This window comes from Glycomyces algeriensis (assembly GCF_027622855.1).
Taxonomy (GTDB): domain Bacteria; phylum Actinomycetota; class Actinomycetes; order Mycobacteriales; family Micromonosporaceae; genus Glycomyces; species Glycomyces algeriensis.
In genome coordinates, this window is record NZ_JAPZVR010000003.1 from 335,148 (window position 1) to 361,881 (window position 26,734).

General features: G+C 67.2%; 22 protein-coding genes and 2 pseudogenes. 11 read left to right on the forward strand and 13 right to left on the reverse strand.

Annotated features, from left to right (window positions below; all coding sequences use genetic code 11):
* Positions 1 to 114: 114 nt before the first annotated feature.
* The 3 genes and pseudogenes from O2L52_RS07750 to O2L52_RS07765 form a co-directional block, all read right to left on the reverse strand.
* A complete protein-coding gene (locus tag O2L52_RS07750; protein ID WP_270114790.1) occupies positions 115 to 501 on the reverse strand; it encodes a DoxX family protein in 387 nt (128 codons plus the stop codon).
* 82 nt (positions 502 to 583) lie between these two features.
* A pseudogene (locus tag O2L52_RS07755) lies at positions 584 to 1,055 on the reverse strand (carboxymuconolactone decarboxylase family protein).
* 82 nt (positions 1,056 to 1,137) lie between these two features.
* Positions 1,138 to 2,019, reverse strand: a complete 882-nt coding sequence (locus O2L52_RS07765; protein WP_270114793.1) for a sigma-70 family RNA polymerase sigma factor — start codon at positions 2,017 to 2,019, stop codon at positions 1,138 to 1,140.
* A gap of 330 nt (positions 2,020 to 2,349) precedes the next feature.
* Between O2L52_RS07765 and O2L52_RS07770 the strand changes: the two genes are divergently transcribed.
* Together O2L52_RS07770 and O2L52_RS07775 are read left to right on the forward strand one after the other, a co-directional pair.
* A complete protein-coding gene (locus O2L52_RS07770; RefSeq protein WP_373897069.1) occupies positions 2,350 to 3,834 on the forward strand; it encodes a non-reducing end alpha-L-arabinofuranosidase family hydrolase in 1,485 nt (494 codons plus the stop codon).
* 149 nt (positions 3,835 to 3,983) lie between these two features.
* Positions 3,984 to 7,121, forward strand: coding sequence for an RICIN domain-containing protein (locus tag O2L52_RS07775; RefSeq protein ID WP_270114795.1), 3,138 nt, complete (start codon positions 3,984 to 3,986; stop codon positions 7,119 to 7,121).
* A 233-nt stretch (positions 7,122 to 7,354) separates the two neighbouring features.
* Here the strand turns inward: O2L52_RS07775 and O2L52_RS07780 are convergent, their stop codons facing one another.
* Positions 7,355 to 8,302: a hypothetical protein gene (locus O2L52_RS07780; RefSeq protein ID WP_270114796.1), complete on the reverse strand. Its 948-nt coding sequence runs from the start codon at positions 8,300 to 8,302 to the stop codon at positions 7,355 to 7,357.
* Positions 8,303 to 8,476: 174 nt separating this feature from the next.
* Positions 8,477 to 8,920 (reverse strand): winged helix-turn-helix transcriptional regulator, encoded by a 444-nt coding sequence (locus O2L52_RS07785; RefSeq protein ID WP_270114797.1) that lies wholly within the window; start codon positions 8,918 to 8,920, stop codon positions 8,477 to 8,479.
* A gap of 128 nt (positions 8,921 to 9,048) precedes the next feature.
* On the opposite strand from O2L52_RS07785, the gene O2L52_RS07790 reads away from it, so the two are divergent.
* Together O2L52_RS07790 and O2L52_RS07795 are read left to right on the forward strand one after the other, a co-directional pair.
* A complete protein-coding gene (locus O2L52_RS07790) occupies positions 9,049 to 9,921 on the forward strand; it encodes an aldo/keto reductase family oxidoreductase (RefSeq protein WP_270114798.1) in 873 nt (290 codons plus the stop codon).
* A 301-nt stretch (positions 9,922 to 10,222) separates the two neighbouring features.
* Positions 10,223 to 10,822 carry an NADPH-dependent FMN reductase gene (locus O2L52_RS07795; protein ID WP_270114799.1) on the forward strand — a complete coding sequence of 200 codons (600 nt, stop codon included), beginning with the start codon at positions 10,223 to 10,225 and terminating at the stop codon, positions 10,820 to 10,822.
* A gap of 42 nt (positions 10,823 to 10,864) precedes the next feature.
* Here the strand turns inward: O2L52_RS07795 and O2L52_RS07800 are convergent, their stop codons facing one another.
* Together O2L52_RS07800 and O2L52_RS07805 are read right to left on the reverse strand one after the other, a co-directional pair.
* Entirely contained in the window at positions 10,865 to 12,472 is a 1,608-nt protein-coding gene (locus O2L52_RS07800) for an AAA family ATPase (protein ID WP_270114800.1), read from the reverse strand.
* Positions 12,473 to 12,593: 121 nt separating this feature from the next.
* Complete coding sequence (locus O2L52_RS07805) at positions 12,594 to 13,103, reverse strand: hypothetical protein (RefSeq protein WP_270114801.1); 510 nt, start codon at positions 13,101 to 13,103, stop codon at positions 12,594 to 12,596.
* A gap of 273 nt (positions 13,104 to 13,376) precedes the next feature.
* On the opposite strand from O2L52_RS07805, the gene O2L52_RS07810 reads away from it, so the two are divergent.
* The 6 genes from O2L52_RS07810 to O2L52_RS07835 all read left to right on the forward strand — a co-directional run bounded on the left by O2L52_RS07810 (position 13,377) and on the right by O2L52_RS07835 (position 19,047).
* The gene (locus O2L52_RS07810) at positions 13,377 to 13,796 is read left to right on the forward strand and encodes an SH3 domain-containing protein (protein ID WP_270114802.1); all 420 of its coding nucleotides are present in this window, start codon (positions 13,377 to 13,379) and stop codon (positions 13,794 to 13,796) included.
* Between the two features lie 424 nt (positions 13,797 to 14,220).
* Positions 14,221 to 15,051 carry an SDR family NAD(P)-dependent oxidoreductase gene (locus tag O2L52_RS07815; RefSeq protein WP_270114803.1) on the forward strand — a complete coding sequence of 277 codons (831 nt, stop codon included), beginning with the start codon at positions 14,221 to 14,223 and terminating at the stop codon, positions 15,049 to 15,051.
* A gap of 212 nt (positions 15,052 to 15,263) precedes the next feature.
* On the forward strand, positions 15,264 to 15,695 hold the full coding sequence (locus O2L52_RS07820; protein WP_270114804.1) for a YybH family protein: 432 nt from the start codon (positions 15,264 to 15,266) through the stop codon (positions 15,693 to 15,695).
* A 468-nt stretch (positions 15,696 to 16,163) separates the two neighbouring features.
* Positions 16,164 to 16,811: a DUF4333 domain-containing protein gene (locus O2L52_RS07825; protein WP_270114805.1), complete on the forward strand. Its 648-nt coding sequence runs from the start codon at positions 16,164 to 16,166 to the stop codon at positions 16,809 to 16,811.
* 362 nt (positions 16,812 to 17,173) lie between these two features.
* Positions 17,174 to 17,986, forward strand: a complete 813-nt coding sequence (locus tag O2L52_RS07830) for a hypothetical protein (RefSeq protein ID WP_270114806.1) — start codon at positions 17,174 to 17,176, stop codon at positions 17,984 to 17,986.
* Between the two features lie 140 nt (positions 17,987 to 18,126).
* On the forward strand, positions 18,127 to 19,047 hold the full coding sequence (locus O2L52_RS07835) for a DMT family transporter (RefSeq protein ID WP_270114807.1): 921 nt from the start codon (positions 18,127 to 18,129) through the stop codon (positions 19,045 to 19,047).
* A gap of 42 nt (positions 19,048 to 19,089) precedes the next feature.
* Here the strand turns inward: O2L52_RS07835 and O2L52_RS07840 are convergent, their stop codons facing one another.
* Complete coding sequence (locus O2L52_RS07840) at positions 19,090 to 19,593, reverse strand: GNAT family N-acetyltransferase (protein WP_344472837.1); 504 nt, start codon at positions 19,591 to 19,593, stop codon at positions 19,090 to 19,092.
* A gap of 111 nt (positions 19,594 to 19,704) precedes the next feature.
* Here O2L52_RS07840 and O2L52_RS25445 point away from each other — a divergent pair.
* Positions 19,705 to 20,066: pseudogene (locus O2L52_RS25445) on the forward strand (response regulator); the annotation flags it as partial.
* Positions 20,067 to 20,110: 44 nt separating this feature from the next.
* Here the strand turns inward: O2L52_RS25445 and O2L52_RS07850 are convergent.
* From O2L52_RS07850 to O2L52_RS07870, 5 genes are all read right to left on the reverse strand, one after another.
* A complete protein-coding gene (locus O2L52_RS07850; RefSeq protein ID WP_270114809.1) occupies positions 20,111 to 21,328 on the reverse strand; it encodes a glycosyltransferase in 1,218 nt (405 codons plus the stop codon).
* Between the two features lie 398 nt (positions 21,329 to 21,726).
* Positions 21,727 to 23,535: an RICIN domain-containing protein gene (locus tag O2L52_RS07855; RefSeq protein ID WP_270114810.1), complete on the reverse strand. Its 1,809-nt coding sequence runs from the start codon at positions 23,533 to 23,535 to the stop codon at positions 21,727 to 21,729.
* Positions 23,536 to 23,844: 309 nt separating this feature from the next.
* The gene (locus tag O2L52_RS07860) at positions 23,845 to 24,816 is read right to left on the reverse strand and encodes a glycoside hydrolase family protein (protein ID WP_270114811.1); all 972 of its coding nucleotides are present in this window, start codon (positions 24,814 to 24,816) and stop codon (positions 23,845 to 23,847) included.
* A 49-nt stretch (positions 24,817 to 24,865) separates the two neighbouring features.
* Positions 24,866 to 25,759 carry a carbohydrate ABC transporter permease gene (locus O2L52_RS07865; protein ID WP_270114812.1) on the reverse strand — a complete coding sequence of 298 codons (894 nt, stop codon included), beginning with the start codon at positions 25,757 to 25,759 and terminating at the stop codon, positions 24,866 to 24,868.
* A 6-nt stretch (positions 25,760 to 25,765) separates the two neighbouring features.
* Positions 25,766 to 26,734: a carbohydrate ABC transporter permease gene (locus O2L52_RS07870; RefSeq protein ID WP_270114813.1), complete on the reverse strand. Its 969-nt coding sequence runs from the start codon at positions 26,732 to 26,734 to the stop codon at positions 25,766 to 25,768.

Below are 26,734 nucleotides of genomic sequence, written 5' to 3' on the forward strand. Positions count from 1 at the left end.
CCCCCCGCCCCCCCCCCCCCCCCGGCCCCCCCCCCCCCCCCGCGCGCCGGGCCCCCCCCCCCCCCGCCCCGCCCGCGCCCCCCCCCCGGGACAGCTCGCCTGATGTGCGGCGGGTCAGCCGGTGAAGGGCTCCAGAGCGAAGCGGCCGATCGCCACGAAAGCGGTCACGGCGAGGTAGGCCCCGTCCACCAGCGCGGCTTTGGTTTCGCCGCGGCGGATCCGCACGATCACGGCGCCGGTCATGATCAGGGTCAGGCCGCTCGCCGCCACTGGGACGAGGATCGGAGCGATGTCGAGTACAGCGGGCAGGATCAGGCCCGTGGCGCCGAGGATCTCGAGCACGCCGATGGTCTTGAGCGTCCCGGGCTGGAAGTCGAGGACCCAGCGAGAGGCGTCGCCCATCGCGGCCATCTTCTCCCTTGGGACGAACAGCTTTCCGAAGCCGGAGAGCAGGTATACGGCCGCCATGAGGCCGGCGGTGATCCACAGTGCGAGGTTCATGAGTCTGCTCCTGTGCAGCGTGTCTGGGGCCCGCGGGCGGATCCGGGATGCGGTTCCGCCCGCGGGCTTGAACGGGAAATCGTCAGGCGTACTGGCCGGGCTGGTACCCGCCGCCGGGCGTCCGGGTGATCACGTTCAGCCGGTTGAAGGCGTTGATCAGGCAGATCAGGGCGACCAGGGCCATCAGCTGGTCCTCGTCGAAGTGCTTCGCCGCGTTCGCCCACGCCTCGTCGGTGACGCCGCTGGAGTCGGCCAGGCGGGTGCCCTGGTCGGTCAATTCCAGCGCCGCCCGCTCGGCCTCGGTGTAGACGCTCGTCTCGCGCCAGGCGCCGACCAGGTTGACCCGCACCGCGCTCTCACCGGCGGCCGCGGCGTCCTTGGTGTGCATGGTCAAGGCAGCCGCCGCAGCCGTTGATCTGGCTGGCGCGGATCTTCACCAGCTCCTGCACCGCCTTCGGCAGCGTCGAGTCGGCGATGACCTTGTTGGACGAGATGATGTGCTTCGCCCACTTGGCCCCGAGCTCGTTCCCCATGGGGTTCATCCGGTGTTCCATTTTCGGGTCTCCTTCGTCTTCGGATGCTTGCACCACTACGACGAAGCAGCTCACCGAGACGTAACAGCCCCATGCGGCGGACCTAGTCGGGTCGCGCGGGCAGCCCCATGGCGTCGAGGCGCTTGCGGTCGCTGACGGTCAGCAGCTCCACGATCCGGCCGTCGACGACGGTGCACGCCGCAACGCCGAGTACCTTGCCGTTCGCGCCCCAGGCCACGAATCCGGGCTCGCCGTTGACCATGACCGGCAGTGCCGTGGTCATCGCCTTCATGCCGCGCAGGACCGGGCCGGCCACCTCGGCCGCCCCGACCGTGGTCAGCAGGCCCTGCGGGTGCAAGGTCCTCCAGGTCACCTGAGGGTCCATGAGCCGCACGAGCGCTTCGAAGTCACCGTCGCGCGCCGCGGCGAGAAATGCGTCGACCACGGCGCGCTGCCGGCCCCGCTCCTCGGGAGGCAGCGAAGCGGCCCGCACCTTCCGCCGGGCCCGACTGGCGAGCATCTTGCTCGCGTCGGTCGACCGGCCGATGATCTCGCCGATCTCGGCGAACGACACCGCGAACATGTCGTGCAGGACGAACGCCAACCGCTCAGTGGGCGTGAGGGTCTCGAGCACGACCAGCAGTGCCAGGCCGACCGATTCGGCGAGCATCGCGTCGTCCTCGGGCGAAAGCGCGCCGTCCACGGCCACGACCAGCTCGGGCAGCCGATCCTCGTATGACTGCTCGGCCCGGGTCTTCCGCGAGCGAAGCACGTCGAGGCAGACCCGGCCGACCACGGTGGTCAGCCAGCCGGCCAGGTTGTCGATCGAGGCCTGGTCCTGTCGCGCCAGTCGGATCCACGCCTCCTGCACCGCGTCCTCGGCATCCGCCCGCGACCCCAGCATCCGGTGGGCGACCGCCACCAAGCGCTCGCGCTGCTGTTCGAAAGCCCCCGCCAGCGCTTCGGGCGTACCTGATTCGGTCATGTCGTTACCTTCCCTGTTCGAACTCCGTCAAAGGATTGACGGGCCCGAAGGCGCCAAGGTAACCGGCCGTCACCGAAGATGACGAGCTCGACCGGTCCGAGACGCGACGCGGCAGTTTAACGCTAGGTGTAGCAACAAACTTCCGTCGAGCCGTTGACTACACATCGAGATCTCTCTATAGTTCGAATCGCCGGAAAAATCATCAGATGTTTCGGAGCTCGGTTGCGGCATGTGAGCGATAACAGCCATTCCTCGTGCCCGCCTTCGCTGAGAATCACCCGATGACATCGGCCGCACTCGAAACCTCGATTAAGGAGACCCATGGCCTGGATGGAAACCCCTAAGAGCCGCAGGCGGATGCTCATCGGCGGGGCCGGTGTGCTCGCCGGGGCCGCCGCCGCGACCGCGCTCAGCCCGTTCACCGCGGCGCAAGCCCAGCAGTCGACCGACCCCGCTGCCTGGTACGTGCTGGTGAACCGCAGCAGTGGCAAGGTCCTGGACGTCAGCGGCGTGTCCACCGCCGACGGCGCCCAACTCCACCAGTGGACCCGCACGAACGCCGCGAACCAGCAGTTCCAGTTCGTGGACGCCGGCGGCGGCTACTACCGGATCAAAGCCCGCCACTCGGGCAAGGTCCTCGACGTGTCCAGCTGGTCGACCGCCGACGGCGCCGCCATCCACCAATGGACCGACCACAACGGCGCCAACCAGCAGTTCCGCCTCGCCGACTCCGGCAGCGGCTACACGCGCCTGATCAACCGCAACAGCAACAAGGCGATCGAGGTCCAGAACGCCGCGACCGACGACGGCGCCACCGTCGTCCAGTACAGCGACTGGAACGGCACCAACCAACAGTGGCAGCTCGTCCGTGTCGACAGCGGCGGCGTCGCCTGCGCGCTTCCGGCGACGTACAACTGGACCTCCACCGGCCCGCTGGCGCAACCGCAGAACGGGGAGGTCGCCCTCAAGGACTTCACCGCGGTCCGCCACAACGGCCAGTACCTCGTCTACGGGACCACGCACAATTCGGCTGCGCCTCCCGACGGCAGCTGGGCCTCGACGGTCTTCAGCCCCTTCACGAACTGGTCCGACATGGCCACCGCCACCCAGACCAAGCTGCCCTTCAACGCCATCGCGCCGACGCTGCTCTACCTCGCCCCGAAGAACACCTGGGTGCTCGCCTACCAGTGGGGCTGGCCGTACAGCTTCTCCTACCGCACGTCGAGCGACCCCACCGACCCCAACGGCTGGGGCCCGCACCAGGAGCTCTTCACCGCGACCCTTCCCGTCGGGGCCCCCATCGACCAGACCCTCATCGCCGACGACAAGAACATGTACATGTTCTTCGCAGACGACGAAGGCAACATCTACCGGTCCAGCATGCCCCTCGGGGACTTCCCGAGCAGCTTCGGCTCGAACTACACCAGGATCATGACCGACACGAGAGAGAACCTGTTCGAGGCGGTCGAGGTCTACAAGGTCCAGGGGCAGAACCAGTACCTCATGATCGTCGAGGCCATGGGGTCGAACGGTCGCTTCTTCCGCTCGTTCACGGCCACCAGCCTCGACGGCACGTGGACACCGCAGCCCGGGGCCGAGACCCAGAGCAGCCCGTTCGCCGGCAAGGCCAACACTGGCGTCACCTGGACCAACGACATCAGCCACGGCGATCTGGTGCGCACCAACCCCGACCAGACCAAGACCATCGACCCCTGCAATCTGCAGTTCCTCTACCAGGGGCGCGACCCCAGCTCTGACGGCATGGACTACGGCCGCCTGCCCTACCGGCCGGGTGTGCTGACCCTGCAGCGCTAGCGGCACGACGCAGGTCCGGCTCGGGTGTTCCTGAGGCAGCGGGCGGGCTCGGTGCGAGACCGAGCCCGCCCGTAGCCGAACCCGAGCCACTGAGTGTCCCGATCGTCCGAACGACCCGAAACCAGCTCTACTTGAAAGGCAAGACCACTATGGCCTGGATGGAAATCCCCAAGAGCCGCAGGCGAATGCTCATCGGCGGAGCCGGCGTGTTCGCCGGGGCCGCCGCCGCGACCGCACTCGACCCTTTCACCGCAGCCCAAGCCCAGCAGATGAGTGTCAGCGTGTTCGCGACGACGGGCGCCGCCCAGGCCGCCGAAGCATGGAATCCCGATTCGTCGTATACGACGACGGACAAAGGCGACGGCTCCTACACGGTTCCCATGCTGAACTCCGACGTGCCGGATGTCAGTGTCGAGCGCGTCCCCGCGTCGCAGAACGGCGAAGGGCGCGACATCTACTACATGGTCAGCACGACGATGCATCTCAGCCCGGGCGCGCCGATCATGAAGTCGTACGACCTCGTCAACTGGGAGATCGTGAACTACGCGTTCGACCGCCTCGACATCAGTGACGCCGCGTCCTTGCGGAACGCCTCGAACTCCTACGGCCAGGGGCAGTGGGCGTCGTCGATCCGCTTCCACGAAGGCACCTTCTACGTGCTCATCAATTCGCTCAACCTCGGCGGCGCCTTCCTCTACCGCACCGACGACATCGAGAACGGAGCGTGGACGAAGACGGCGTTCGGTCGAGGGTTCCACGACCCGTCGCTCTTCTTCGACGACGCCAACGGCGGAACGCCGTACATCTTCTATGGTGGCGGCGGCGCCAGCGTGGTTCGACTGAACTCGACGCTGACGGCGGTCGAGCAGGACTATCCGGACGTCATCCGGCGCAGCGACTACGCGGACAAGCCGTACATCGGCACCGATACGATCTTCGAGGGCGCCCAGGTGTCCTTCATCGACGGTTACTACTACGTCGTGATGATCACCTGGCCCGGCGACGGTCGGCAGGTCGTCATGTTCCGCTCGACCGAACTGCTCGGGCGTCTCGCGGACACCGCTGCGCCCTACGAGTCCTATGGAGCGCTCAACTCGAACGGATTCGCCCAGGGCAGCCTCGTGCCCATCGCGAACGACGCGGGCGACGACGACTGGTACGGCTTCTTCTTCCGCGACTCGTATCCGGTCGGTCGCATTCCGGCGCTGATCCCGGCGACCTGGAGCGACGGGTGGCCGACCTTCGGCGACAACGGCGTCGTGCCGGTCGACGGCGTCTTCGAGAAGCCGATCATGCTCACCCCCGAGCAGGAGCGCTTCGAGCGGCTCAAGAGCGTCGTCGTGTCCGACGACTTCGACAACGATGCACCGCACCGTCCCTACCAGGACGAGCAGTGGACGCTGCCGACACCGCCCGACATCGACGAGACGCTGGTCGGAGTCGAACTCTTCGGCAATCCCGGCGTCGAGTCGGGGAACACCGAGGGCTGGATCGCCAACGACGGCGCGACGCTCTCGGCGACGACGGACGCGCACGCCGGCTCGACGGCTCTCGCGGTCACCGGGAGGAGCACCACGGGATCGGGGCCGGCGCAGGACGTCACCGGCAAGGTGCAGCACAGCGTCACGTACGACGTCTCGGCATGGGTCAAGTACGACAACCCTGCGAGCCCGGCGACCAAGCAGTTCCTCATCACTGCCCGGTACGGCGGCGGCAGCACGACCTACACGAACCTCACCCCCGCTACGGCCGTGACCCGCGGGAGCTGGGGCAAGGTGTCCGGGTCGTTCACGATTCCTGCGACGCAGGCCCTCTCCGATGTCCGCATCTTCATCGAGACGCCCTGGGTGAGCGATCCGTCGACAGACCCTGACACGCACCTCATGGACTACAAGGTCGACGACGTGTCACTCGTCGGACGGCGCTCCGTCGTCGAGCTGCCGCATCCCGATGAGATCGCCCCGAACGGATCGAACCTCGACCTGGCCTGGGAGTGGAACCACACGCCCGACAACCGGTACTGGTCGCTCACCGACCGCGAGGGGTGGTTGCGGTTGACGGCCGGCAAGGTCGTGACCGGTGCGTACACGCACCGCGACTCCGGTGGCGAGCTCACCTGGCTCGAGGAAGCGCGCAACACGCTCTCGCAGCGCTCCTTCGGACCTCGGCAGTCGGCCGAGACGAAGCTCGACTTCTCAGCCATGAACGACGGCGACGTCGCCGGTCTCGCGGCGTTCGGCCAGGACTTCTCGTACATCGCGGTCCAGCGCGTGAACGGGGTGAACACGGTGGGAGTCGTCCATCGCGGCCGGCCCTTCCCTGCCCCGGTCGACCAGGCGGCGGTCGAGCGTTTCCTGCCCGGAGCCACTGCGGAACTCGGGGACGCCACGGAGGTGCACCTCAAGGCGGACCTTGACTTCACCCGGAACGAGGGGCAGCTCTTCACCACCTTCTATTACAGTCTGGACGGGATCGATTGGACCCGGCTCGGCAACGCCGTCGGACCGCTCGAGTTCGGCGGAACGATCCACTTCATGGGGCACCGGGTCGCACTGTTCAACTACGCGACCCAGCAGACCGGCGGCCACGCCGACTTCGACCACTTCCTGCTGAGCGACACTCTCACCTCGCAGAACCAGCCGCTCGACAAAGGCGATCTGGAAGCAGCGATCGCCTACGCCGAATCGCTGGACTCGGGCGACTATCCCGCCGAAGCGTGGGCGGCGATGCTCACCGCGCTCGCCGAAGCGCGAACAGTGGCAACAGGTGCGGTCGGCACGCAGAACCAGATCGACGCCCCCGAGCGAGCGCTCAGCTATCAGCTCGCTCACCTCGGAACGCTGAAAACACTGAAGGGGCCGGACCCCACCGCCTGGTATGTGCTGGTGAATCGCGGCAGTGGCAAGGTCCTGGACGTCAGCGGTGTTTCCACCGCCGACGGCGCCCAGCTGCATCAGTGGAGCCGTACGAACGCGGCCAACCAGCAATTCCAGTTCGTGGACGCCGGCGGCGGCTACTACCGGATCAAAGCCCGCCACTCGGGCAAGGTCCTCGACGTGTCCAGCTGGTCCACCGCCGACGGCGCCGCGATCCACCAGTGGACCGACCACAACGGCGCCAACCAGCAGTTCCGCCTGGCCGACTCCGGCAGCGGCTACACGCGCCTGATCAACCGCAACAGCAACAAGGCGATCGAAGTCCAGAACGCCGCCACCGACGACGGCGCCACCGTCGTCCAGTACAGCGACTGGAACGGCACCAACCAACAGTGGCAACTCATCCGCTGACCTGAGCGACACGGACTCCGCCGACCCGGGTCCGTGTCGCTCAACGCCCGGTCCCGAGGTGGAGTTAGCGGGCGTCGAACCCGTGGCAGTTCCAAAGCGCGGCCCGGCGAGGAACGTGTTCCTCGCCGGGCCGTCCTCAAGCCCCGATCAATGAAATCCAGGCCTCCGTTGGAGGCGGTTTCGTGGCTCCGCAGCCACCTCGGCACCCCTGGCGGAGGCGTGCGCCGAACGCGTCAGCTCTCTACGAGCAGCGCTTCCCTGCGGGTCTGCATCCGGGCAAGACTGCGCTCGGCCTCCGCGTCCCGTTTCCGCAGCGACTGGATCGTCGTGTGGACCGCACCTCGAATCGCCCTGAAATGCTCGGTGGCATCGCGGATCTGCCCGTTGCGCACCGCGTCAGTGAAAATGTTGTCGAACAGCACATCGGTCAGCCAGTTGTTCGGGATCGCGGGGGCGCGGTAGTGCTGCTCGATGCCGACGTCGACCAGCTGGCGGCTGAACGCGTCGAGCGCCCACTGCGCGTAGGCCACGGCGCGGCCCGCCGAGTCGAGTTTGTCGTACTTGAACTGGCTGACCAACTCGCCGCCGCCGACCAGGTCCCAGCCGGAGGCGGTGCGGGCGCTGCCGAGCAGGCGCCCGATCTCGTCGATCCATCCCAGCGCCTGCAGGCCGGCATCGCACGCCTCCTTGAGTTCGCGCCGCTCGGCGCGCACGTCAGCCGCCTGGTCCGCGATCTCCTCCAGCTCACCGCCTGCGGGCAGACCCAGCATGACCACGGTCCGTTCCTTTTCCGCCAGCAGTTCGCGGAACCGCTCCTCCGCGGTCTCGAATTCGGCTCCGGCGGTCTCGAGCGACGCTCGGTCCTGGACCAGCAAGCGGACTCGGGCTCGCTCCTGCTGCACTCGAATCTGCGCGGCCGCCGCCTCCGCCCGCTCGATGTCGAGCCGCTCCTCCCGGGAGCCGATCACCATGGCCCACAATGCTTTGAACGACACTCGCTCCAGCTGGTCGACATCTTTCTGCTCGACGGCCGCTCGCTCTTCGGCGAGCCGCAGCGCCGCTTCGGCGGACGCCACCTGCTGCTCGGTCCGGACCAGCACCTGCTCATGGTGCCGTTTGCGGTGCAGCAGCTCTCGCGCTTCAGCCAGTTCCTTGTTCAACTGCTCGATCGCCTGGGGCATGGTTTCGATCGTATCGATGCGAAGGCCCCCATGGGGTCCGGCAAAAACCGGTCGAAATCGGCGGGCCGCTGCCGCTCACGGTCCGGATGCGGGGCTGGACATCGGGGTCGTTCAGGTCGGTCGGTGCTCGGACCTGGCCATGCCGTCGTCACTCCCGCCGCGCGAGGCCGCTACTCAGCTGTCGGGCATTTCGTGCGCCGAGCGATGCGCGAGGACCTCGTCCATGTGCGCCTCAGCCCAGGCGCGGAGGCCACGTGTCATGCGGTGCAAGGAAAGCCCGAGTTCGGTCAGCTCGTAGGTGACCGTGACCGGCACGGTCGGGGTCACCGTGCGGGTGAGGAGCCCGTCGCGTTCCAGTGACCGCAGCGTCTGGGTCAGCATCTTCTGGCTGACGCCGACGATCATGCGAGCCAGCTCCGAGAAGCGCATCGGCCGCGGCCGGCCGGGCTCCTCCGTCTCGCTGCGCGGTGGGCCGTCGCCGCCGAGCGCGCACAGGATCAACGTGACCCACTTGTCGGAGACGCGGTCGAGCAGCTGCCGGCTGGGACAGACGGCCAAGAACGCGTCGTATTGCGCCTTCTCCTCAGCCCGCCGCTGCGCCGCGGTCTTCGTCGCCATCGCCCACTCCTCGCTCCAGGTGACTTACGCACTTCAAGGTGCCTACTTCCCAAGAGAAAGCTACCTCCCGATACTGGTGCAGGGCGCCACGGGGCGCCACCACGATCGAACGATGAGAGGCAGCGCGAATGAACACCGCTTCAACCCCCCTTCCCGGCGGCACCTGGAACCTGGGAGACCTGCCGGTGACCCGCTTCGGCTACGGCGCGATGCAGCTGGCAGGACCGGGCGTGATGGGTCCGCCCGCCGACCAGGACGAGGCGCTCGCCGTGCTCCGCGAGGCCGTCGAGTTGGGCATCACCCACATCGACACCAGCGACGCCTACGGGCCCCGGATCACCAACCAGCTGATCCACAAGGCCCTGCACCCCTACCCCGACGCGCTCCGCATCGTCACAAAAGTGGGCGCGACCCGCGACGCACAGGGCGCGTGGCCACCGGCTCGGCGCCCTGAGGACCTGCGTCGCGCCGTGCGGGACAACCTCGAATCGCTCGGCGTGGACGCGCTCGACGTGGTGAACCTCCGCCTCGGCGATGCCACAGGACCGCAACCCGAGCCGCTGGCCGAAGCCTTCGGGACGCTCGTCGAGCTCCAACGCGAGGGCCTCATCCGCCATCTCGGGGTGAGCAACGCGACGGCGCAGCAGGTGGCCGAGGCGCAGGCGATCGCGCCGATCGTGTGCGTGCAGAACATGTACAACCTCGCGCACCGCTACGACGACGACCTGATCGACAGGCTTGCGGCGCAAGGCATCGCCTATGTGCCGTTCTTCCCTCTGGGCGGTTTCAGCCCGCTCCAGTCGTCAGCGCTCTCCGCGGTGGCGGCCCGCCTGGAAGCCACGCCCATGGCGGTCGCGCTGGCCTGGCTGCTGCAGCGATCGGCGAACATCCTCTTGATCCCGGGCACCTCGTCGGTCGCGCACTTGCGGCAGAACGCCGCCGGGGCAGGGCTCGCGCTTTCCAGCGAGGATCTCGCCGAACTGGATCAGATCGGCCGCTAGATGTCGCGGAGCCAGTAGCTGACGATGGCGGCATGGACGTGGCGTCGTAGCCGACGGCGAGTCTGTATCGGGTCGCGCCAGCGCGGTGCTGTTTGAGGCGGGCTCCGGCGCGATTCATGCCGCTTTCCGCTGGTCTCGAAGTACCCGGGCGCATCGCCGCCAAGGGTAGGTCTGCCATCGTCAGCGAACTGCGATTGACCGGCACTTTCACCAACCGCCGGTAATCGCAGCGGTTCTCCACGACAATCGATCTCGGCGTCGACGGGCCCGTCGACGCCCGGATCGAAGTACCGGAGACACCATGACCTACCAGATCGGCTACCTCGTCGGCAGCCTCGCCACGGGCTCGATCAACCGCACGCTGTCGAAGGCGCTCATCGCTTCGGCGCCCGACGACCTCGAGTTCACCGAGATCCCCATCGGCAATCTTCCGCTCTACAGCTGGGACTACGACGCCGACTTCCCACCGGAGGGCAGGCAGTTCAAGGAGGGCATCGAGTCCTCGGACGGACTGCTGTTCGTCTCCCCGGAGTACAACCGGTCGATCCCCGGGGCGCTGAAGAACGCCATCGACTGGGGCTCGCGTCCGTGGGGTCAGAACTCCTTCGCCCGCAAACCCACCGGCATCATCGGCGCCTCGCCGGGCGGCGTCGGAACGGCGGTGATGCAGTCGTCGATGCGCAGTGTGCTGAGCTTCCTCGACGCGCCCCAGCTCAACGCCCCCGAGGCGTACATCACCTACACGCCAGAAGACTTCGGCGAGAACGGGTCGGTGACGAACGAGAGCACCGCCAAATTCCTGCGCCACTACATGGAGGAGTACTGCGCCTTCGTCCAACGGGTCCTGGCCGCCAACGCCCCCGGCCACATCGGCGACAGCGACCCCGCCTCGACCAAATAGGCCCGTTCCCTGCAGTTCGGTTTCAGCGGCGAGGGCTTGGAGTCAGGTGACGAGTTCCTTGTAGGCCTTGGCGATGTCGAGGGCCTCGATCGTGGTCATCTCCGCTGTGCTCGGTGTGCCTGTGTCGCCGTAGTCGCCAAGGAGCCGGAGGTCGCGCTGAGCGGTGGCTTTATGGCAGAGCTCGCGGGCGAACCGGCCGTTGCCGAGCGCGTCGATCTGCCCCGAGTTCACGGCGGTCGCGCATTCGGCATGCAGAGCACGCTCGGCGTCGGCCGAGAGCGTCTCGCCTGCGGCGGTCAGGATCGAGGTGCCGATGGCGGTGAGTTCTTCGGCCGAGTACGACGGGAACTCGATCACTGTGGAGAAGCGCGATTTCAGACCCGGGTTGGTGGCAAGCAGTTCGAGGATCTCGTCGGTGTAGCCGGCCAGGACGATGACGAGTCGGTCTCTCCGGTTCTCGGCCGCCGTCAGGATTTCCTGCATCGCCTCATCACCGAAGGCGTCAGCGTCGCCGTCGTAGCCCTGGTTGGCCAGCGAGTACGCCTCGTCGATGAACAGGACGCCGCCGGTGGCCTCCTCGATCGTCTCGCGGGTCTTCAGCGCGGTGGACCCCAGGTACTGGCCCACGAGGTCGCCGCGCTGGGTCTCCACGACTCTGCCGTGCTCGAGCAGACCCAACCCTGCGAGGATCTCGCCCATGATGCGGGCGACCGTGGTCTTCCCGGTTCCGGGAGGTCCGGTGAACACGAAGTGCTGCGGCCGACTCGAGTGCTGCAGTCCGCGTTGCTGCTTCAGGGCCGCCATGCGGAACTGGGCTTTGAGGATGTTGATCTGGTCCTTGACCGGTTGGAGTCCGATCATGGCGTCCAGTTTCCGTCCGGCGTCGGCGAGCTGTTTCGCGCGGTCGTCCTCCCCCTGCTTGTTTCCGGAGAGCGTCCTCAGCGGCGACCTGGCGGTCGACTGCGTCGTCCCGGCCGGGCGAGCGGCCTTGGCGCGCTCGGCGAACACTTCGTGGTCGGGGGCGAGCCGGTAGGCGCGCTGGAATGCACGGGTCGCCTGGTCATCCTCCCCCAGGGCTTCCAGCGCCGCGCCCCGGATGAAGAAGACGTGGGCGTCGTAGACGGGATTGCTGATGGCCGTCGGCAGGTCCTTGGTGGCGTTCAGTGCCTCATGATGCGTCTTGAGCTGCACAAGGGACGCGGCGACGTAGAACTGGGCCTCGTCGTTGAGTGATGCGTCCTTGATGCCGTGCGGCTCGCTGAGCACGTCTTCCCACTCGCCTTTCTCGAAGGAGCAGCGGGTCCGCAGCAACCTGACCCTGTCGTCTCGGTCGTGGTCCTGGCTGTCGGCAGTGGCCAGCGCTTCGACGGCGCGTTCGAGCTTTCCGGAGTCGATCAGCCCGGCCACGTACGCCAGCCAGGCGTCGTAGGCATTGCTGAGGGGGTGGCTGACGAACATCCCGATCTTGAAGGACGACTTGAGGGTGAGTCCCGTGGCATTTCGCAACCTGCCCAGGCTGGCCCGGTGTTCGAGCATGCCGAGCACCGCTTCGTCCAGTTGCTCCTGCCCGCAGGCGTGGACGCCGAGCCAGGCGTCCGCGGCGCGGGGATCGTATTCGAGGACGTGCTCGAAGCAGTCCGACGCACGCACGAGATCGCCTCTGCCCAGGAGCGCTACCCCGCGTGACCAGACTTCCAGGACTGATGCGTCCGCCGTTGAAAGGGACATGTCCACTCCGGATTGAGAAGGGGTGCAATCGGTCGGCTGGACCTTATCGATCGCACCATCGTTTTGAGTCCTGTTGGGACAGGAAGACGGTGATGAGGATCGAGGGGACGATCCCGGGAAGGCTGACCATGAGGCTGGTGGGATCCAGCCCGTTCGACGTCGTCGTCTCCATGCCGGAGTCGGTGGCGACGGTCCTGGTGACTGGGCCGATGAGCGCGGTGGTCCAGAACCATGCCAGCACCGTGAAGGCCAGGCCGGTCGCTTCGAGGACGATGGCGCCGATCCTCGCGCTGCGGCGGCGGCGCTTGATCCTGACGGCGAACACGCCCCGCAGCGCACTCCAGAGGATCAATGCCGCTGCGATCACGCCGATCGCGGTGCCGAGCCCGGGCTGCAGGCCGTCGTCGGTCCACGCCTCCACCAGGTAGCCGAATACCGGGAAGGAGAGGCTGCCGCAGGCGCCGATGCCGAGCATGACCCACAGGAGCACCACGGCCGCAGTGGTCGTCTTGGGTGCGCGTTCCGGCATGAACGGGGGCGGCGGGTAGGTCACGGGTCTCCAACGGGTCAAGGCAGTGTCATTCTGCGGCAAAGATGCTCGCGCTGCTGGCCCGCCGCTTGGGCCATTCTGCCAACAAGGAGCGCGATATTCGAGGCGGAAGACCGGCGGGAGACCGGCAGGAAGACCTTGGGCGGTGGAGCCGACCGACTTCACCAGCCTCCTCCGCGCTGCAAGGCGCGACCGCGAACCCGACTTCTCGACGGGCCTGGGCGTAGTACTCTCGGCCCGCATTCACTCCACCCCACAGCATCGAATGGAACCGAGATGCATCCCGGCCCCCAGCAGTCCCGGATCGCGGTAAGACGGCGCCCGGTCTTCCCCTTGATCGTGGTCGGATGCGCCCTGCTCATGATGGCCGGGGGCGCCACCCTGACGTTCGTCCTGGACAACGTGGGCGGGATAGGGTTCCTGTTCCTGGGGGCCTTCCAAATCGTCCTCGGCGCCCTCGAATTCGTGAAGCCGTACCTCGCCTACGACCCCGCGAACAACGAACTCCGCATGCTCGACGTCTTCGGCGTCAAGGACCGCGTCTACGGCGGACCGGTCGGCGAACGCGTGTACTTCAACGGCCGCGACCTGGTCCGTGCCCTCCCCAACGGCGACCAGAAAGCGGTGAAGACCTGGCCGGGCCGCAAAGCCGACATGGCCCGCGTGATCGCGGCACTCCCCCAGTACCCGATCTGACCTGAGGTTCGACCTCAGCCTTCCCGCTGATCATCCGCCATCAAGCCGGAACAGCACGTCATGGAAGAAAGCGCCTTGCTCTCAGGCCGTGGCGCGCATCGTCGTCCGATGGGAACTCGAGCCGCCGAGACGTTCCCCCGCATGCGGGTGCTGCTGTGGCCCGGGTCCTCCAGGGGCCGGCGGCGCCCCGGTTGGCGACCGGACACCCCACTCCCTGATCGACGAGCGCAACGGATGACCACCGAATCCCGAGCACTCCGCTGCACCGGCGCTCTCCACCGCCGCTGGCGCAGCGGACGTCCGACTTCCCCGTTGCGCTTCTCATGTGAGGTGCTTCACGTCAGCGAGCCGTCAGGAATCCGGGGCCTGTCCGGTTCAAGTTGCGAACAGCCCGATACCCACTGATGCAGAAGGGAACACAGACATGAGCAAGGTCTGGTTCATCACCGGTTCCTCCCGCGGCCTGGGCCGCCAGTTCGTGGAGGCCGCCCTGTCTCGCGGCGACAAGGTCGCCGCCACGGCACGAAGCACCGTCGGCTTCGACGACCTCGTCGCGACCTACGGTGACGCTGTCCTGCCGCTCGTCATGGACGTGACCGACCGGTCCGCGGTGTTCGCGGCGGTCGAACACACCATCGGCCACTTCGGACGGATTGACGTCGTCGTCAACAACGCCGGCTACGCCCAGATCGGCGCCGTCGAGGAACTCACTGAAGCCGAACTGCGAAACCAGATGGAGACCAACCTCTTCGGCGCCGTCTGGGTCGTCCAAGCCGTTCTCCCGCACCTGCGGGAGCAGCGCGGAGGGCGCATCTTCCAGCTCTCCTCCGCCGCCGGGCTCATCGCGGTCCCGCTCGGCGGTGCCTACAGCGCCTCGAAATGGGCCTTGGAGGGTCTGAACGAGGCCCTCGCCGGAGAGGTCGCCGAGTTCGGCGTCAAGGTCACCATCATCGAGCCCGGCGGATTCGCCACCCGCAAGGGCGAGAACCCCGACCCGCTCAACAACGGCTTCATGGCCGAGAAGCTCCCGGTCTATGACGGCCTTCGCGAACGCCTGGCCGGGTTCGCGGGCAAGCAGCCCGCCGGCGACCCGGCCGCCGCCGCCCGGGTCCTCCTCGAGCTCGCCGACCACGACGACCCGCCCGTGCGGATCCTGTTCGGCACCGGCTTCTACCCGATGATCCAGCAGGCCTACGACAACCGCCGCAAAAACTGGGACGAGTGGCAGGACCTCTCCACCGCCGCGCAGGGCTGAGTGGCCGGCCGCCCCGGCGGCGAGGCGATAGCCGGCAGCACAGGGCCGGGGCACATCACCGCGGGCCTGGCCCTGTGCTTTATCAACCTCGGCAAGCGCATCACCGTTCAACAGCCGACAAATGCGACTGCAGCGCGACCCGCGCGCTGCGATCGAAATCCCGACGACCATCCGCGGAACCCGCGGCGAGAACTACGAAAGCAGTCACAACCATGAACGCACCGAATGCAGCCGCGATCGCCGGGAAGATCGATGCGATAGTCGAGGCACTCCGCGCCAAGGACCTCGACCGCCTGGCAGCGATCTACGCGCCGGACGTCGTCTCCTTCGACGTCGAGCCGCCCCTGCAACACGTCGGCCTCCCCGCGAAACTGCAGAACTGGGAGAAGGTCTTCACCGTCTTCAAGGACCTGGACTACGAGATCCGCGACCTGCGGGTCACCGCCGGCGAGGACGTGGCGTTCGCCCACGGCTTCGGCAGACTCAGCGGCACCCTGGTGAACGGCACGGCGACGAGCGGCATGTGGGTCCGCGCCACCTTCTGCCTCGAGCAGACCGACGGCGACTGGCGCATCGTCCACGACCAGGTCTCCGTGCCGTTCGACGTCGCCAGCGGCAAGGGCGTGGCCGACCTGGAGCCATGACGGGTCCGCGAGAATCTATTGTGGACGCAGCTGGATCGCGTCGCGCAAGTCCGGGGCTTGCCAGTGCGCCAAGGCTTTTCGCGATTCGGACCGTGCGCATCTGGACACGGAGGGCAGGGGCTGGCGGCTGGACTGCGACCCGGACCAGGTGGGGCCGCCGCTCGCTGGTCGTGGTCGCGCACCTCGACGAAGGCGCGCTGGCAGTGGCTTGAACGGGGCGCTGACGTGCGATGCTGCCGCCAGCGGCATCCTTTCCTGCCGGAGTCCCGCCGGTGTCCCGCCTTGTATGTCATTCAACCCGCTGGAAAAATTGCCTAGTTGTCGGATCAAGTCGGCATCGCTTACGGCCGGCAGGCCGAGGCGAGGTACCGCCGCAAGCAGGACGCTCGCCGGGCTCGCCGTTTCTCCGGAAGGCGTCAAGCACGCCAGAAGACTGCAATCCTCACCCAGCGAATGAAAGGCCCCATTGTGCCCAGCCGAAAACTAGCGGCCCTGCCCTTTGTCCTCGCCCTCGTCGGACTCGCGGCGTGCACTGCCGAAGCCGGACCCACGGTTTCCGGCGGAGAACTCGCCGACCTGGCCGCGGACGCCCTGGAGGAGCAGACCGGATCGCGTCCCGACCTCGACTGCGGCGACGACGACTCGATCATCGTCAGTGAAGGCAAGGAGGTCGACTGCGTGGCGACCTCCACTGAGACCGGCGCCGAATACGACGCCACCATCACCTTCACCAGCGTCGAAGGCAGGGACTACGAGATCAGCGTGGAAGTGGCCTCCGAGCCCAACAACGCCCCCAGCGAGGCCCCGACCTCTGATCCCGCCGAGGCCGAAACCTCGGCACCGGCCGCCGACGCGAACAGCATCGTGGTTCCCGCCCCAGACTTCGCCGCGGCGGTCGCGGACGCGGTGGCGGCCGAATGGGGGGAGGGCAACGACATCGACTGCGGCGACGCCGCCACGAGGACCCTGTATGAGGGTGCGATCCACTCCTGCGTGCTGATCGACGTCTCAACAGACGCGGAGTACGCCATCACCATCACGGTCACCAGCATCGACGTCGAGGCCGGCACCTTCAACTTCGAAGCCGTGGTGGATGAGACCCCGTTGAACCGTTAGGACCGCGCGCCGCCGGGCCGCGGTCTTCCCCGACCAGTTCCGGGCCGTCATCGCCAAAGGCCTCCTCGACGAGCCCGAGGAGGACACCGAGTCCTAGCCCCGTCGAATAGCGCTGCAGCGGCCCCGGCGAAACCACCGCCGGGGGCCGCACTCATCCCCCTTGGACTTTCGATAGCGTCGACCTAGTCTCGGTGAAAACGGGAGCCCATGGCGGCGAACGCCAGGGCTGCGTCTGTACGACCAAATCGAGATCCAATGCCAAGAACCGATCGAATGACGTTGTGCCAGAACCGAAGCAGTGTCGATCTGCGGTTCGTTCCGCGACACGATGAGTGGTGGACACGCGTTGATACGATCGGCCGATGTCCACCTATAAACCTCGTACCGGTCAACCGAAGACCATTCGAGCATGGATCGCAGAGAATTACAGTGTCCCAGCGAGAATCGTCGCTGTGCTCGGTACGATCGCCAGCGCCTGGGGGCTTGCCGTCGCGGTGGGCGACACGGAGGGCGAGAATCCGATCGCCTGGTTGATGTTCGCGGGCCCCGCCTTGGCGGGCGCGTTCCCGACGCTCGAGCTGGCTTGGCGCCGGGACCATGACCTTTCGATGTCGACGGTGAAGTCGCGCTGGTTCATCTTCCCGCTCTTCGGTGCGCTCGGTGCCATTGTCGCCATGGTCGTCACCGAGATCGTCATGCGCGTCTCGGGCGCCGTCGCCGCCGCGCAGGCCCGGGACCCGTACCACTACTGGTTCGCCGAGGACGGCCCGCCGTTCCCGTCGTTCATGTTCGGCATCCTGGGTTATGTCGCCGGACTACTGCTCGCCCTGGCGTTCTTCGTCGTGGTCCTGTGGCCGCTGCAGATCCTCCTGCGTCCCCGCCAGGCGTTGGAGGAGAACATGATGGACGCCTCCGAGTCGAATTTCCGGCGCAACCGGGCGGCCCTGCTCATGATGCCGCTCATCGTGATCAACGCCTTCGTCATCGCCATCGCGATCACGGCCGACATCGGCTGGCTCGCGCTGCTTTCCGTCCTGCTCGAGGTCGCGATGGTCGTCATCACGATGTTCCTCCAGCGGGCCGACAAGAAGCGCCGTGCGCAAGCCGGTCTCTCCACGGGCGTCGAGCTCGGCCACAAGAAGCCTGCTCGCCCTGAGCGGCGAAAACTGTACTGATGATGGAATTTGGTGCGGCTGGTCAGCACCTCGAGTTCGACACCGGCTTGAACGCGCTCATCAGGGGCGGCCTCTGTCCTTGAGCCGACCGAGATCGCCAGGTCACGCCGCACACCGCCGCAGCGACCTAGGGTGGACGCATGCGGCATGTCACCGACCGGACCGGACTCGTCCTCTTCACCGCCGCCTCGCTGCTCGCCGGCGCCAACTCGGTCGGCATCCGCTTCTCCAACCGCGAACTCGACCCGCTTTGGGGCGCGGGCCTGCGCTTCGGCGCCGCCGCCGTCCTCCTGCTGGCGATCATGGCCGCCCGCCGCCTCCCGATGCCCCGCGGCAAGGCCCTCGCCGGGGCCGCCGCGTTCGGCATGCTCAACTTCGGCATCCCGTTCGCGCTGGCCTACTACGCGCTGGTCCACGTCCACGCCGGACTCGCACAGACGCTGCTGTCGCTGGTCCCCTTGGTGACACTGCTGCTCTCGGTATCGGAGCACCAAGAGCGGTTCCAGGCGCAACTGCTGATCGGCACCGTACTGGCGGTGACCGGTGTCGCCGTGATCGCGCAGGCCCCAATCCGCGGTGAGGTGCCGGTCCCGGCGCTGCTGGCCGTCCTGGGCGCGGTGCTGTCGTTCTCGCAGGCGAGCATCCTGGTGCACCGCCTGCCGACACTGCACCCGGTGACGGTGAACGCGGTCGGCATGGCGACGGCGGCGGCTGCACTGCTAGCGGGCTCGCTCGCTGCCGGCGACCAGTGGGTCCTACCCGAACGCGCCGAGACCTGGTGGGCGATCGCCTATCTCGTGCTGGCCGGGTCGGTCCTGCTGTTCATCCTGTACGTGCAGCTCATCGACCGGTGGGGACCGTCCCGGTCCTCGTATGCGTTCGTGGTGATCCCGGTCGTGACGATCATGCTCTCGGCCTGGCTCGACGACGAACCGCTCACCTGGTCGCTCCTCATCGGAGGCCCGCTGGTCCTCCTGGGCGTCTACCTGGGCGCCCTTCGCCGGCACGGGAACACGCCCGCCGACCCCCCAGCGACTAGCGGCGTCGGTGGGTCGACCTGATGACTTCGCGTTTGCCGTACTGCTGCGGCGTGGACCGGTGTGTCAGGGCAGTGTTCGGGTGAGCCAGACGAGTTCGCCTCGGTCGTCGGTGGTGGTGTGGTCGCGCTCGAAACCAAGTTTGTCGAGGACCCGGAACGAGGCCGTATTCCAGGTGCGAACGGTCGACCACAGGCGCCTCCTGCCAGTCGCGGTCGCGGCGTCGAGGACTGCGCGGGCAGCTTCGGTCGCGTAGCCGTTGCCGTGGACGCGCTGGAACAGTTCATAGGCGATCTCGGGCTCGTCGATCGTGGCGCGGCCGACGATCAAGCCGCAGTAGCCGATGAAATCGTTCTCGACGCGGCGGCGTATGGGCAGCGTGGCGATCCCGGAGGCCGCGGTGAAAGCGAGACCGTCCGCGATGATTTTCCGGGCTTCTTCGACCGTCGGTTTCCCATCGCCGCGCTCGGCGTGCAAGGCGCACAGCGCCTCCGCGTCCGTCTCGGCCCACGGCTGGAGGATCAGCCGGTCGCTCGCCAGGTGGAAGGACATCGGTTCGTAGGCAGACATGCCCTTACTTTCCACCAGGGACCACCGCGACCCTCTTCAGGGGTGCCGAGTCGTTGTCGATGCTGACAGTGGCGCCGAAGGCGAGCGCGCTCCAGATGGCCAGGGCGACACGCAGCGTCCCGCACGCAGCCCGACGTGCGCTCCTCGACATCCAGATGCCGGGCAAGGACGGCCTCCGAGTCGCCGCCGAACTCCACCGCGCCCGCCCCGGCTGCCGGATCATCATCTGCACCACGTTCGGGCGGCCCGGCTACCTCGCCCGGGCGATGACGGCCGGAGCCGTCGGCTTCATCGTCAAGGACGCCCCGCCGGAACAGCTCGTCGAAGCCGTCCGCCGCGTCCACAGCGGACTACGGGTGGTCGACGCGGCGCTCGCCGCCGAGTCGCTCGCCACCAGGGAGGGCCCGCTCACCGCCCGCGAGCGCGAGGTCATACGCATCGCCCGCGTCGGCAGCACCGCCGCGGATATCGCCGCCTGTCCTCCGGAGCCACGGCTATATCCGACGGGTCGACCTGGCTACGCGGTCATGTTGAGGACGAGGTCCGCCGCAGTGTCGGCGCCGTCGGTGCGGATCTTCGGGCCGAGTTCAGCGGCGCGGCGGCCGGTCTCGGGATCGAGTGCGGTTGCCAGTGCGGCCGTGAGGGTCTCGGTTGTCGGCACGGGACCGTCGTGGCGGGCGCCGATGCCGAGTTCGGCGACACGGCCGGCCCAGTAGGGCTGGTCCACGATCTGCGGCACGACCACCTGCGGTGTGCCCGAACGGGTCGCCGTGTGCGTGGTCCCGGCGCCGCCGTGGTGGACGATCGCGGCCACCCGTGGGAACAGCGCCTGCTGGTTGACCTCGTCGATCACGAAGCAGTCGTCGCGGTCGTCGATCGGAGCGAGCCGAGCCCAGCCGCGCGAGAGCACTGCGCGGCGCCCGTGTGCGCGCACCGACTCAACGACCGCGCGGGCCGCGTCCTCGGCATCGCGGACCGGGATGCTGCCGAATCCGATGTAGACCGGCGGTTCGCCCGCATCGAGGAAGGCCTCCAGGTCGGCCGGGAGCGGGCGCTCGTCAGGGAGGATCCACGCGCCGGTCTGGACGACGTCGATGAGGTCGGTCGGCTCCCACGGGCTGAGCACCGGGTCGGTGGCGAGCCAGCGATGGTCGGTCAGGGTACGGGTGCGCACGTCCTCGGTCGGCGGCAGTCCGATCGATTCGCGGTAGGCGTTGACCGGCTCGCCGAAGATCGCCTGCATCTTCTGCTTGTCCCACTCCCAGAGCGCGCGATTGTCGAGGTCCTCGGGGAGGGGCCAGCCGGGCATCGGGAACGGCCGCTGCGTATGCGAGGGCAGGGTCGTCGGTTGCAGAGCGGCGCTGGCGAACGGGATCCCGTACCGTTCGGCGACGGCCTGGGCGGTGGCGACCACTGGGAAGAGCCCGGTCGCGACGAACGCGTCGCAGCCCTCCTCGGCGACGGCGGTGAAGGCCGGGCCGTGGGAAGCGAGGATCTCGCGGATGTGCTGGTGCATGCTCGGGCCGGTCCCTTTGGCGATGGACTGGACCATCTGGCGGATCGGCGCGTCGACCGGCAGATGCCGTGCGTCGGCGCGGGCGGCCAGATCGGTGAACTCCGGGTCCGGCGGCGCGGCGATCGTGACCTCCGCGTTCTTGGCGGTCAGGCGGGCGGCGAGCCCGGCGAGCGGTTCGATGTCCCCGCGGGACCCGCGGGAGGCGAGCAGTACGCGCATTCCATGTCTCCTCGATTGGAGCGTTTTGGTTCCGGCCGCTCATTCTGCACCAGGTCAGCACCCATATCCGGTCCCCGGTGGCAGTGGTTTCGCACTCGGGGTGATAGACAATGAAAGGGGTGAGGAACAGCACGCCTGGTGGTCGAGTACCGGGGGAATCAGGTTTCTACAGCCGAATCCTGTCGAGTCGGACCCGGAGGAGCTTCGCGTCCGATCAGCGGCGTGGCCGGGCGTGATATGCCTGCAAGGCATCCTGTTCATCCTCGCCACGCCATCGCGTGGCGACACCTGCCGCCCGAGCTCGTCCTCGGATCGAGCCCTCGTCCCAAAGGTATTGCGGCGCGGGCTGCTCCGCGTGATCAGCGATCATGCGAAGCAGCCCGCTCGTGCCGCGCCGCTCAGGCGGCTTCGATGGTCCACTGCTGGTTGTTGCTACTGCTGAGGGCCCATTGACCGGCGCTCGAGCCGTTGGTGGTGCGGCCCATGCTGTCGAGGTACAGGCCGGTCGCGCGATTCTTGATCCGCACGTACGAGCCGGTGTTCTCCACGACCCACTGCTGGTTGTAGTTGACGCTGCTGGCCCATTGGCCGGCGTTGGAGCCGTTGGTGGTGCGGCCCATGCCGTCGAGGTACAGGCCGGTCGCGCGATTCTTGATCCGCACGTACGAGCCGGTGTTCTCCACGACCCACTGCTGGTTGTTGCTGCCAGAGCTGGAGGCCCACTGCCCGGTGTCGGTGCCGTTGGTGGTGCGGCCCATGCCGTCGAGGTACAGGCCGGTCGCGCGGTTCTTGATCCGCGCATAAGCGGTCGCGACTGCCGGGTTGAACTCGGTGATCGTGACGTCGTGGAAGACCGCGGGGCCGCCGTCGGTGTACAGCGCGATCCGGTCGTCGGCGTTCTCGGGGTACGTCAGGCTGGAGTGGACGTACCGGCCGTCGTCGACGAACATCTCGACTGAGAGGTTGTCGACCAGGATCCGCAGGTTCACCTCGCGCCGCGCCGGGTCGAAGGGCGTGTGGCTCTCGAGCCAGCGGCTGTCAGGGTTGCCGGTGAACTCCCTGTTGACGTAGGCGAAGTCGTGGTAGACGCCGGCGTCGATGTGCCTGGAGTCGTCGTTCGACAGTCGCAGCTGCAGCCCAAGATTCTGGAGCTGGTTCCAGGTGACGCGGGTCTGGATCTGGTAGGCCCGTCCTCGGTAGTCGAGCACGGTCCTGCCGTCGACGGTGATGTCGCCGAGGTTGATTCGCCTCGAGGCGCGCGCTTCCAAGGTCCGGACCGGGGTGGAGACCAGCGCTGACTCTGACCCGTACCACTTGAGCGAGACTTCGCGGACGATCGAGTCGGTCCCGTTGAACCCGTCCGACCCCCAGGTGGGGGTGTTGTTCGCGTAGTCCCAGAAGTTCATCCAGCCGATGGCGTAGCGGGTCTTGGGGTCGATCTGACCGTTCACCCTGCGTTCCCAGGTGACGGCGGCGTACCAGTCCCAGCCGTAGTCGAGCCACTTCGGCTCCTGGTGGTCGGGGATGAAGTTGGAGCCGTTGAAGTTCCCGGTCCAGTACGCGTAGTTCGCCGGCAGTCCCAGGTGTTTGGCGTTGACGCTGACGCCCAGCACCCACTTGCCGGGGCCGGTGTCGGAGTCCATCCAGAACAGGTCGGGGCATTCGAAGACGCCCAGGCCGCCCCTGATGAACCCGTCGACGTACGTCCAGCTCTTGAGGTCGTTGGAGTGGTAGAACCCGACCTTGTCGTTCTCGGCGAGGGCCATCACCCACCGGCTGCGGGCCTCGTCCCAGATGATCTTGGGGTCGCGGAAGTCCACGACGCCGGGGTTGGCCAGGGCGACCTGGTCGCGCCGGTTGAAGGTGCGACCACCGTCGGTCGAGTAGAACAGGAATTGCGCCTGCTTATGGGGAGCCGGCGCGAATCGGTCCTCTTGCGTCGCGAGGGCGATGATGGCGCCCGCACCGTAGCCGGCCGTATTGCGCTCGTCGACGACGAGGCATCCGGACCAGATCGACCCGTTCGGATTGGTCTCCTTGGCAATGGCGTCGCCGAGGTCGCGGAATGCGACATTGTCGTCAGAGGCGACCAGTCGCCATGAGGTTCCGACCGCCGATGGGAAGTCCTTGTTGTACAGGTAGTAGTAGTACGTCTGTCCATTGACGTAGATCGGGCGCTGCGGGTCGTTCTTCCAGCCCTTGGGCACGGAATAGTGGTAGTAGGGGCGCCGCGACAGGGATTGTGCAGCCGCTGGGCTCGCCATTGGAACACCGATCAGGCAGGCGGCACCGCCGACACCGGCGGCGCGGAACAGCGCCCGTCTCGAGGTTTGCAGCATCATCGCTCCAAATCTGCATTGTGAGTGTGGAATTGACATAGGCAAATGTATTTGGTTAAACGAGGTTAAATCAATGGCCGCCGACAGGTTAATTTCGGTTAAACCTAAGGCAGGCCGTTCCGCGATCACGGAATCGGCCTGCCTTAGCGTTCTGATTGCGATAAGTGCGCTGATCTCTCAGTATCGATCGATTCGCACGAGCCGCTCTCCGTCCCACTGCACCGGAATGGGATCAGTCAGTTCGCCGACGAACGCCCCGTTCTCGGTATTCCGGAATCCGATGAGGTGCGCCCTGCTTTCGAGATCGTGCAGGCGGGCGGCGTACAGGCTCTCGTGCTCGAACGGGCGGGCCTTCGCGATGTCGAAGAGCGCGCCGTCGAGTCCGCCGAGCGGGTCGTCGACGGGCACCACGTAGTTGTCGCCGGTCTCGCCAAGCGCGCGGCGGGCATCGGCGGCTTCCTTCTCACCGCAGCAGAACAGCAGCAGCCATTGACCGTCCACCTGGTGCAGTTGGCACACCTCGATCTGGCCGAAGCCGAGCGCGTCCGGGCGGCTCAGCGGCGGCAGCACCTCCCAGGTCTCCAGGTCCGTCGAGCGGGCGTGCCCGACGACGCCGCGTTCGCGGGCCGGCTCGGAGCCGGAGACGCGCGCGGTGAACAGCATCCGCCAGCCCTCGCCGCCGGGGTCGGGGAAGACCCAGGGGTCGCGGCAGGCCTCGTCGAACCAGCCGGAGTCGGGCCCGAACTTCTCGTAGAACCTCGGATCGGCCTCGACCTGCGGTCCGGGTAGCCGCGTCCAGGTGATCAGGTCATCGGAGACGGCGGAGCCGATTCGCTGGATCAGGCCGTTCTCGGCGCGGGAGACGCCGGTGTAGAACATTCGCCACCGGCCCTGACCGTCGCGTACGACCGATCCGGTCCACGTCGCTTGGTCGTCCCAGGCCGGCGCGTCGGCGCACACCAGCGCGTCCGGCAGCAGCGTCCAGTCCTTCAGGTCCGCGGAGACGGCGTGGCCGATGGACGCCCGCTGGTGGCGGCGGCCCTCCTCCTGGAGCGCGCGGGACGCCCGCAGGAAGAACGCGTGGTGGCGGCCGTCGTCGTCGGTGGCGTACCACGAGTCCCAGACCCAGTGGTCGGCGAGTTTCAGCATCGGTTTCCTTCATTGATTGCAGTTCAGGGGTGCTGGGGGGAGGGGCCGTTCAGTCCTTCATGCCCGCGCTGGCGATGGACTGGATGAAGGCACGCTGGAACGCGATGAAGACGGCGACCATCGGGATGGTGATCATCGAGATGTAGGCCATGACCTCGCCCCAGGACGTGTCGAGCTGGAAGAAGTACTGGACGCCGACCATGACGGGGCGCAGCTCCTCGCTCTGCACGGTCATGAGCGGCCACAGGTACGCGTTCCAGGTGGCCGGTGAGGTGACCACGGTCAGGATGGTGACGGTGGCGAACACCGGCTTCGACAGCGGGACGATGATCCGCCAGTAGGTGTGCAGCCAGCCGGCCCCGTCCATCGCGGCGGCCTCTTCGAGGCCTTTGGGGAGGCTCTTGAAGTACTGGGCGAACAGGAAGATCGAGAAGGCGTTCACGATGAACGGGACGATCTGCACGTGATAGGTGTTCAGCCAGCCGATCTCCATGACCGGCCGGAGGCCCTCGAAGCCGATCCAGGGCAGGTTCGCGACCAGGTAGACCATCGGCACGATCGTGGTGTCGAACGGCAGGATGAGGGTCGCGATGATGAAGCCGAAGACCACCGCCCGGCCCTTCCAGCGCATCCGGGCGAGGGCGTAGCCGCACATGGAGTTCACGACGAGACCGAGGGCCGTGACCATGAACGTGATGAACAGCGTGTTGCCCAGGAAGCGCCAGAACGGGACCCGGTCGAACACGGCCGAGTAGTTCGCGAAGGAGACCTCCCCGACCGGTAGGAAGGCCCGGAAGGAGTCCATGTCGGCGAAGATCTGGTGGTCGCTCTTGAAGCTGGCGGCCAGCATGAACATGATCGGGAACAGGAAGAACACGGCCAGGAGCGCCATGGGCAGGTACACCCACCGGCGGCGGCGCGGCCGCAGCGTCATTGCGGTCATGGCGATTCAGTCCTTGTCGCGGGTCAGGCGGCGCTGGATGAGCGCCAGGGTGAGCACGATGCAGAAGAACACCAGTGACAGGGATGCGGCGTAACCGATCTGCTGCTGCTGGAATCCCTTCTGGACGATCTGATAGACGATGGAGCTGGTCGAGTTCAGCGGTCCGCCGCCGGTCATGATGTCGACCTGGATGAACAGGCTCATCGCGGCGATCGTGATGGTGATGAGCACGAACACGAAGGTGGGCTTGAGGAGCGGCAGCGTGATGTGCCGGAACTGCTCCCATCTCGTGGTGCCGTCGAGTGCGGCCGCCTCGTAGATCTCTTCGGGGATGGTCTGCAGGCCCGCGAGCCAGATGATCATGTGGAAGCCCACCCCCTGCCAGACGCTCATCACGACGATGGCGCCCATGGCCGTCGATGGGTCCGACAGCCAGGCCTGGCCGGCCCAGACGCCCCCGGTGAGCATCGACAGCGTCGAGTTGATGAGACCGTCTTCCTGGTAGAGGAAGCGCCACAGGAGGCTGATGACCACCATGGAGGTGATCACCGGCAGGAAGTAGACGGTGCGGAAGAAGTTCCGCCCCGCGATCTTCTGGTTGACCAGGAGCGCCAGCACCAGACCGAGTCCCCCCTGCAGCGGCACGACGAGCGCCGCGAACACGAACGTGTTCAGCATGGAGCGGGTGAACACCGGGTCCTCGGTGAAAGCGCGCCGAAAGTTGTCCAGGCCCACGAACTCCGGCGCGACCGGCGAGATGAGCCGGGCGTTGGTGAAGCTCATGGCCAGTGACACCACTGCCGGACCGATTACGAACAGCAGCAGCAGCACTATGGCCGGAATGGCGAAGACGGTCCCGGCTCGCTGCTCGGAGCGGCTGAAGTTGCCGCGGCGACGGTTGTGCCGCTGCGGTGTCGGTACGCGGTCGGCGGCTGCTGCTGCGGCGGCGACTCGGTCGGTGCTGGCGATGGTCAT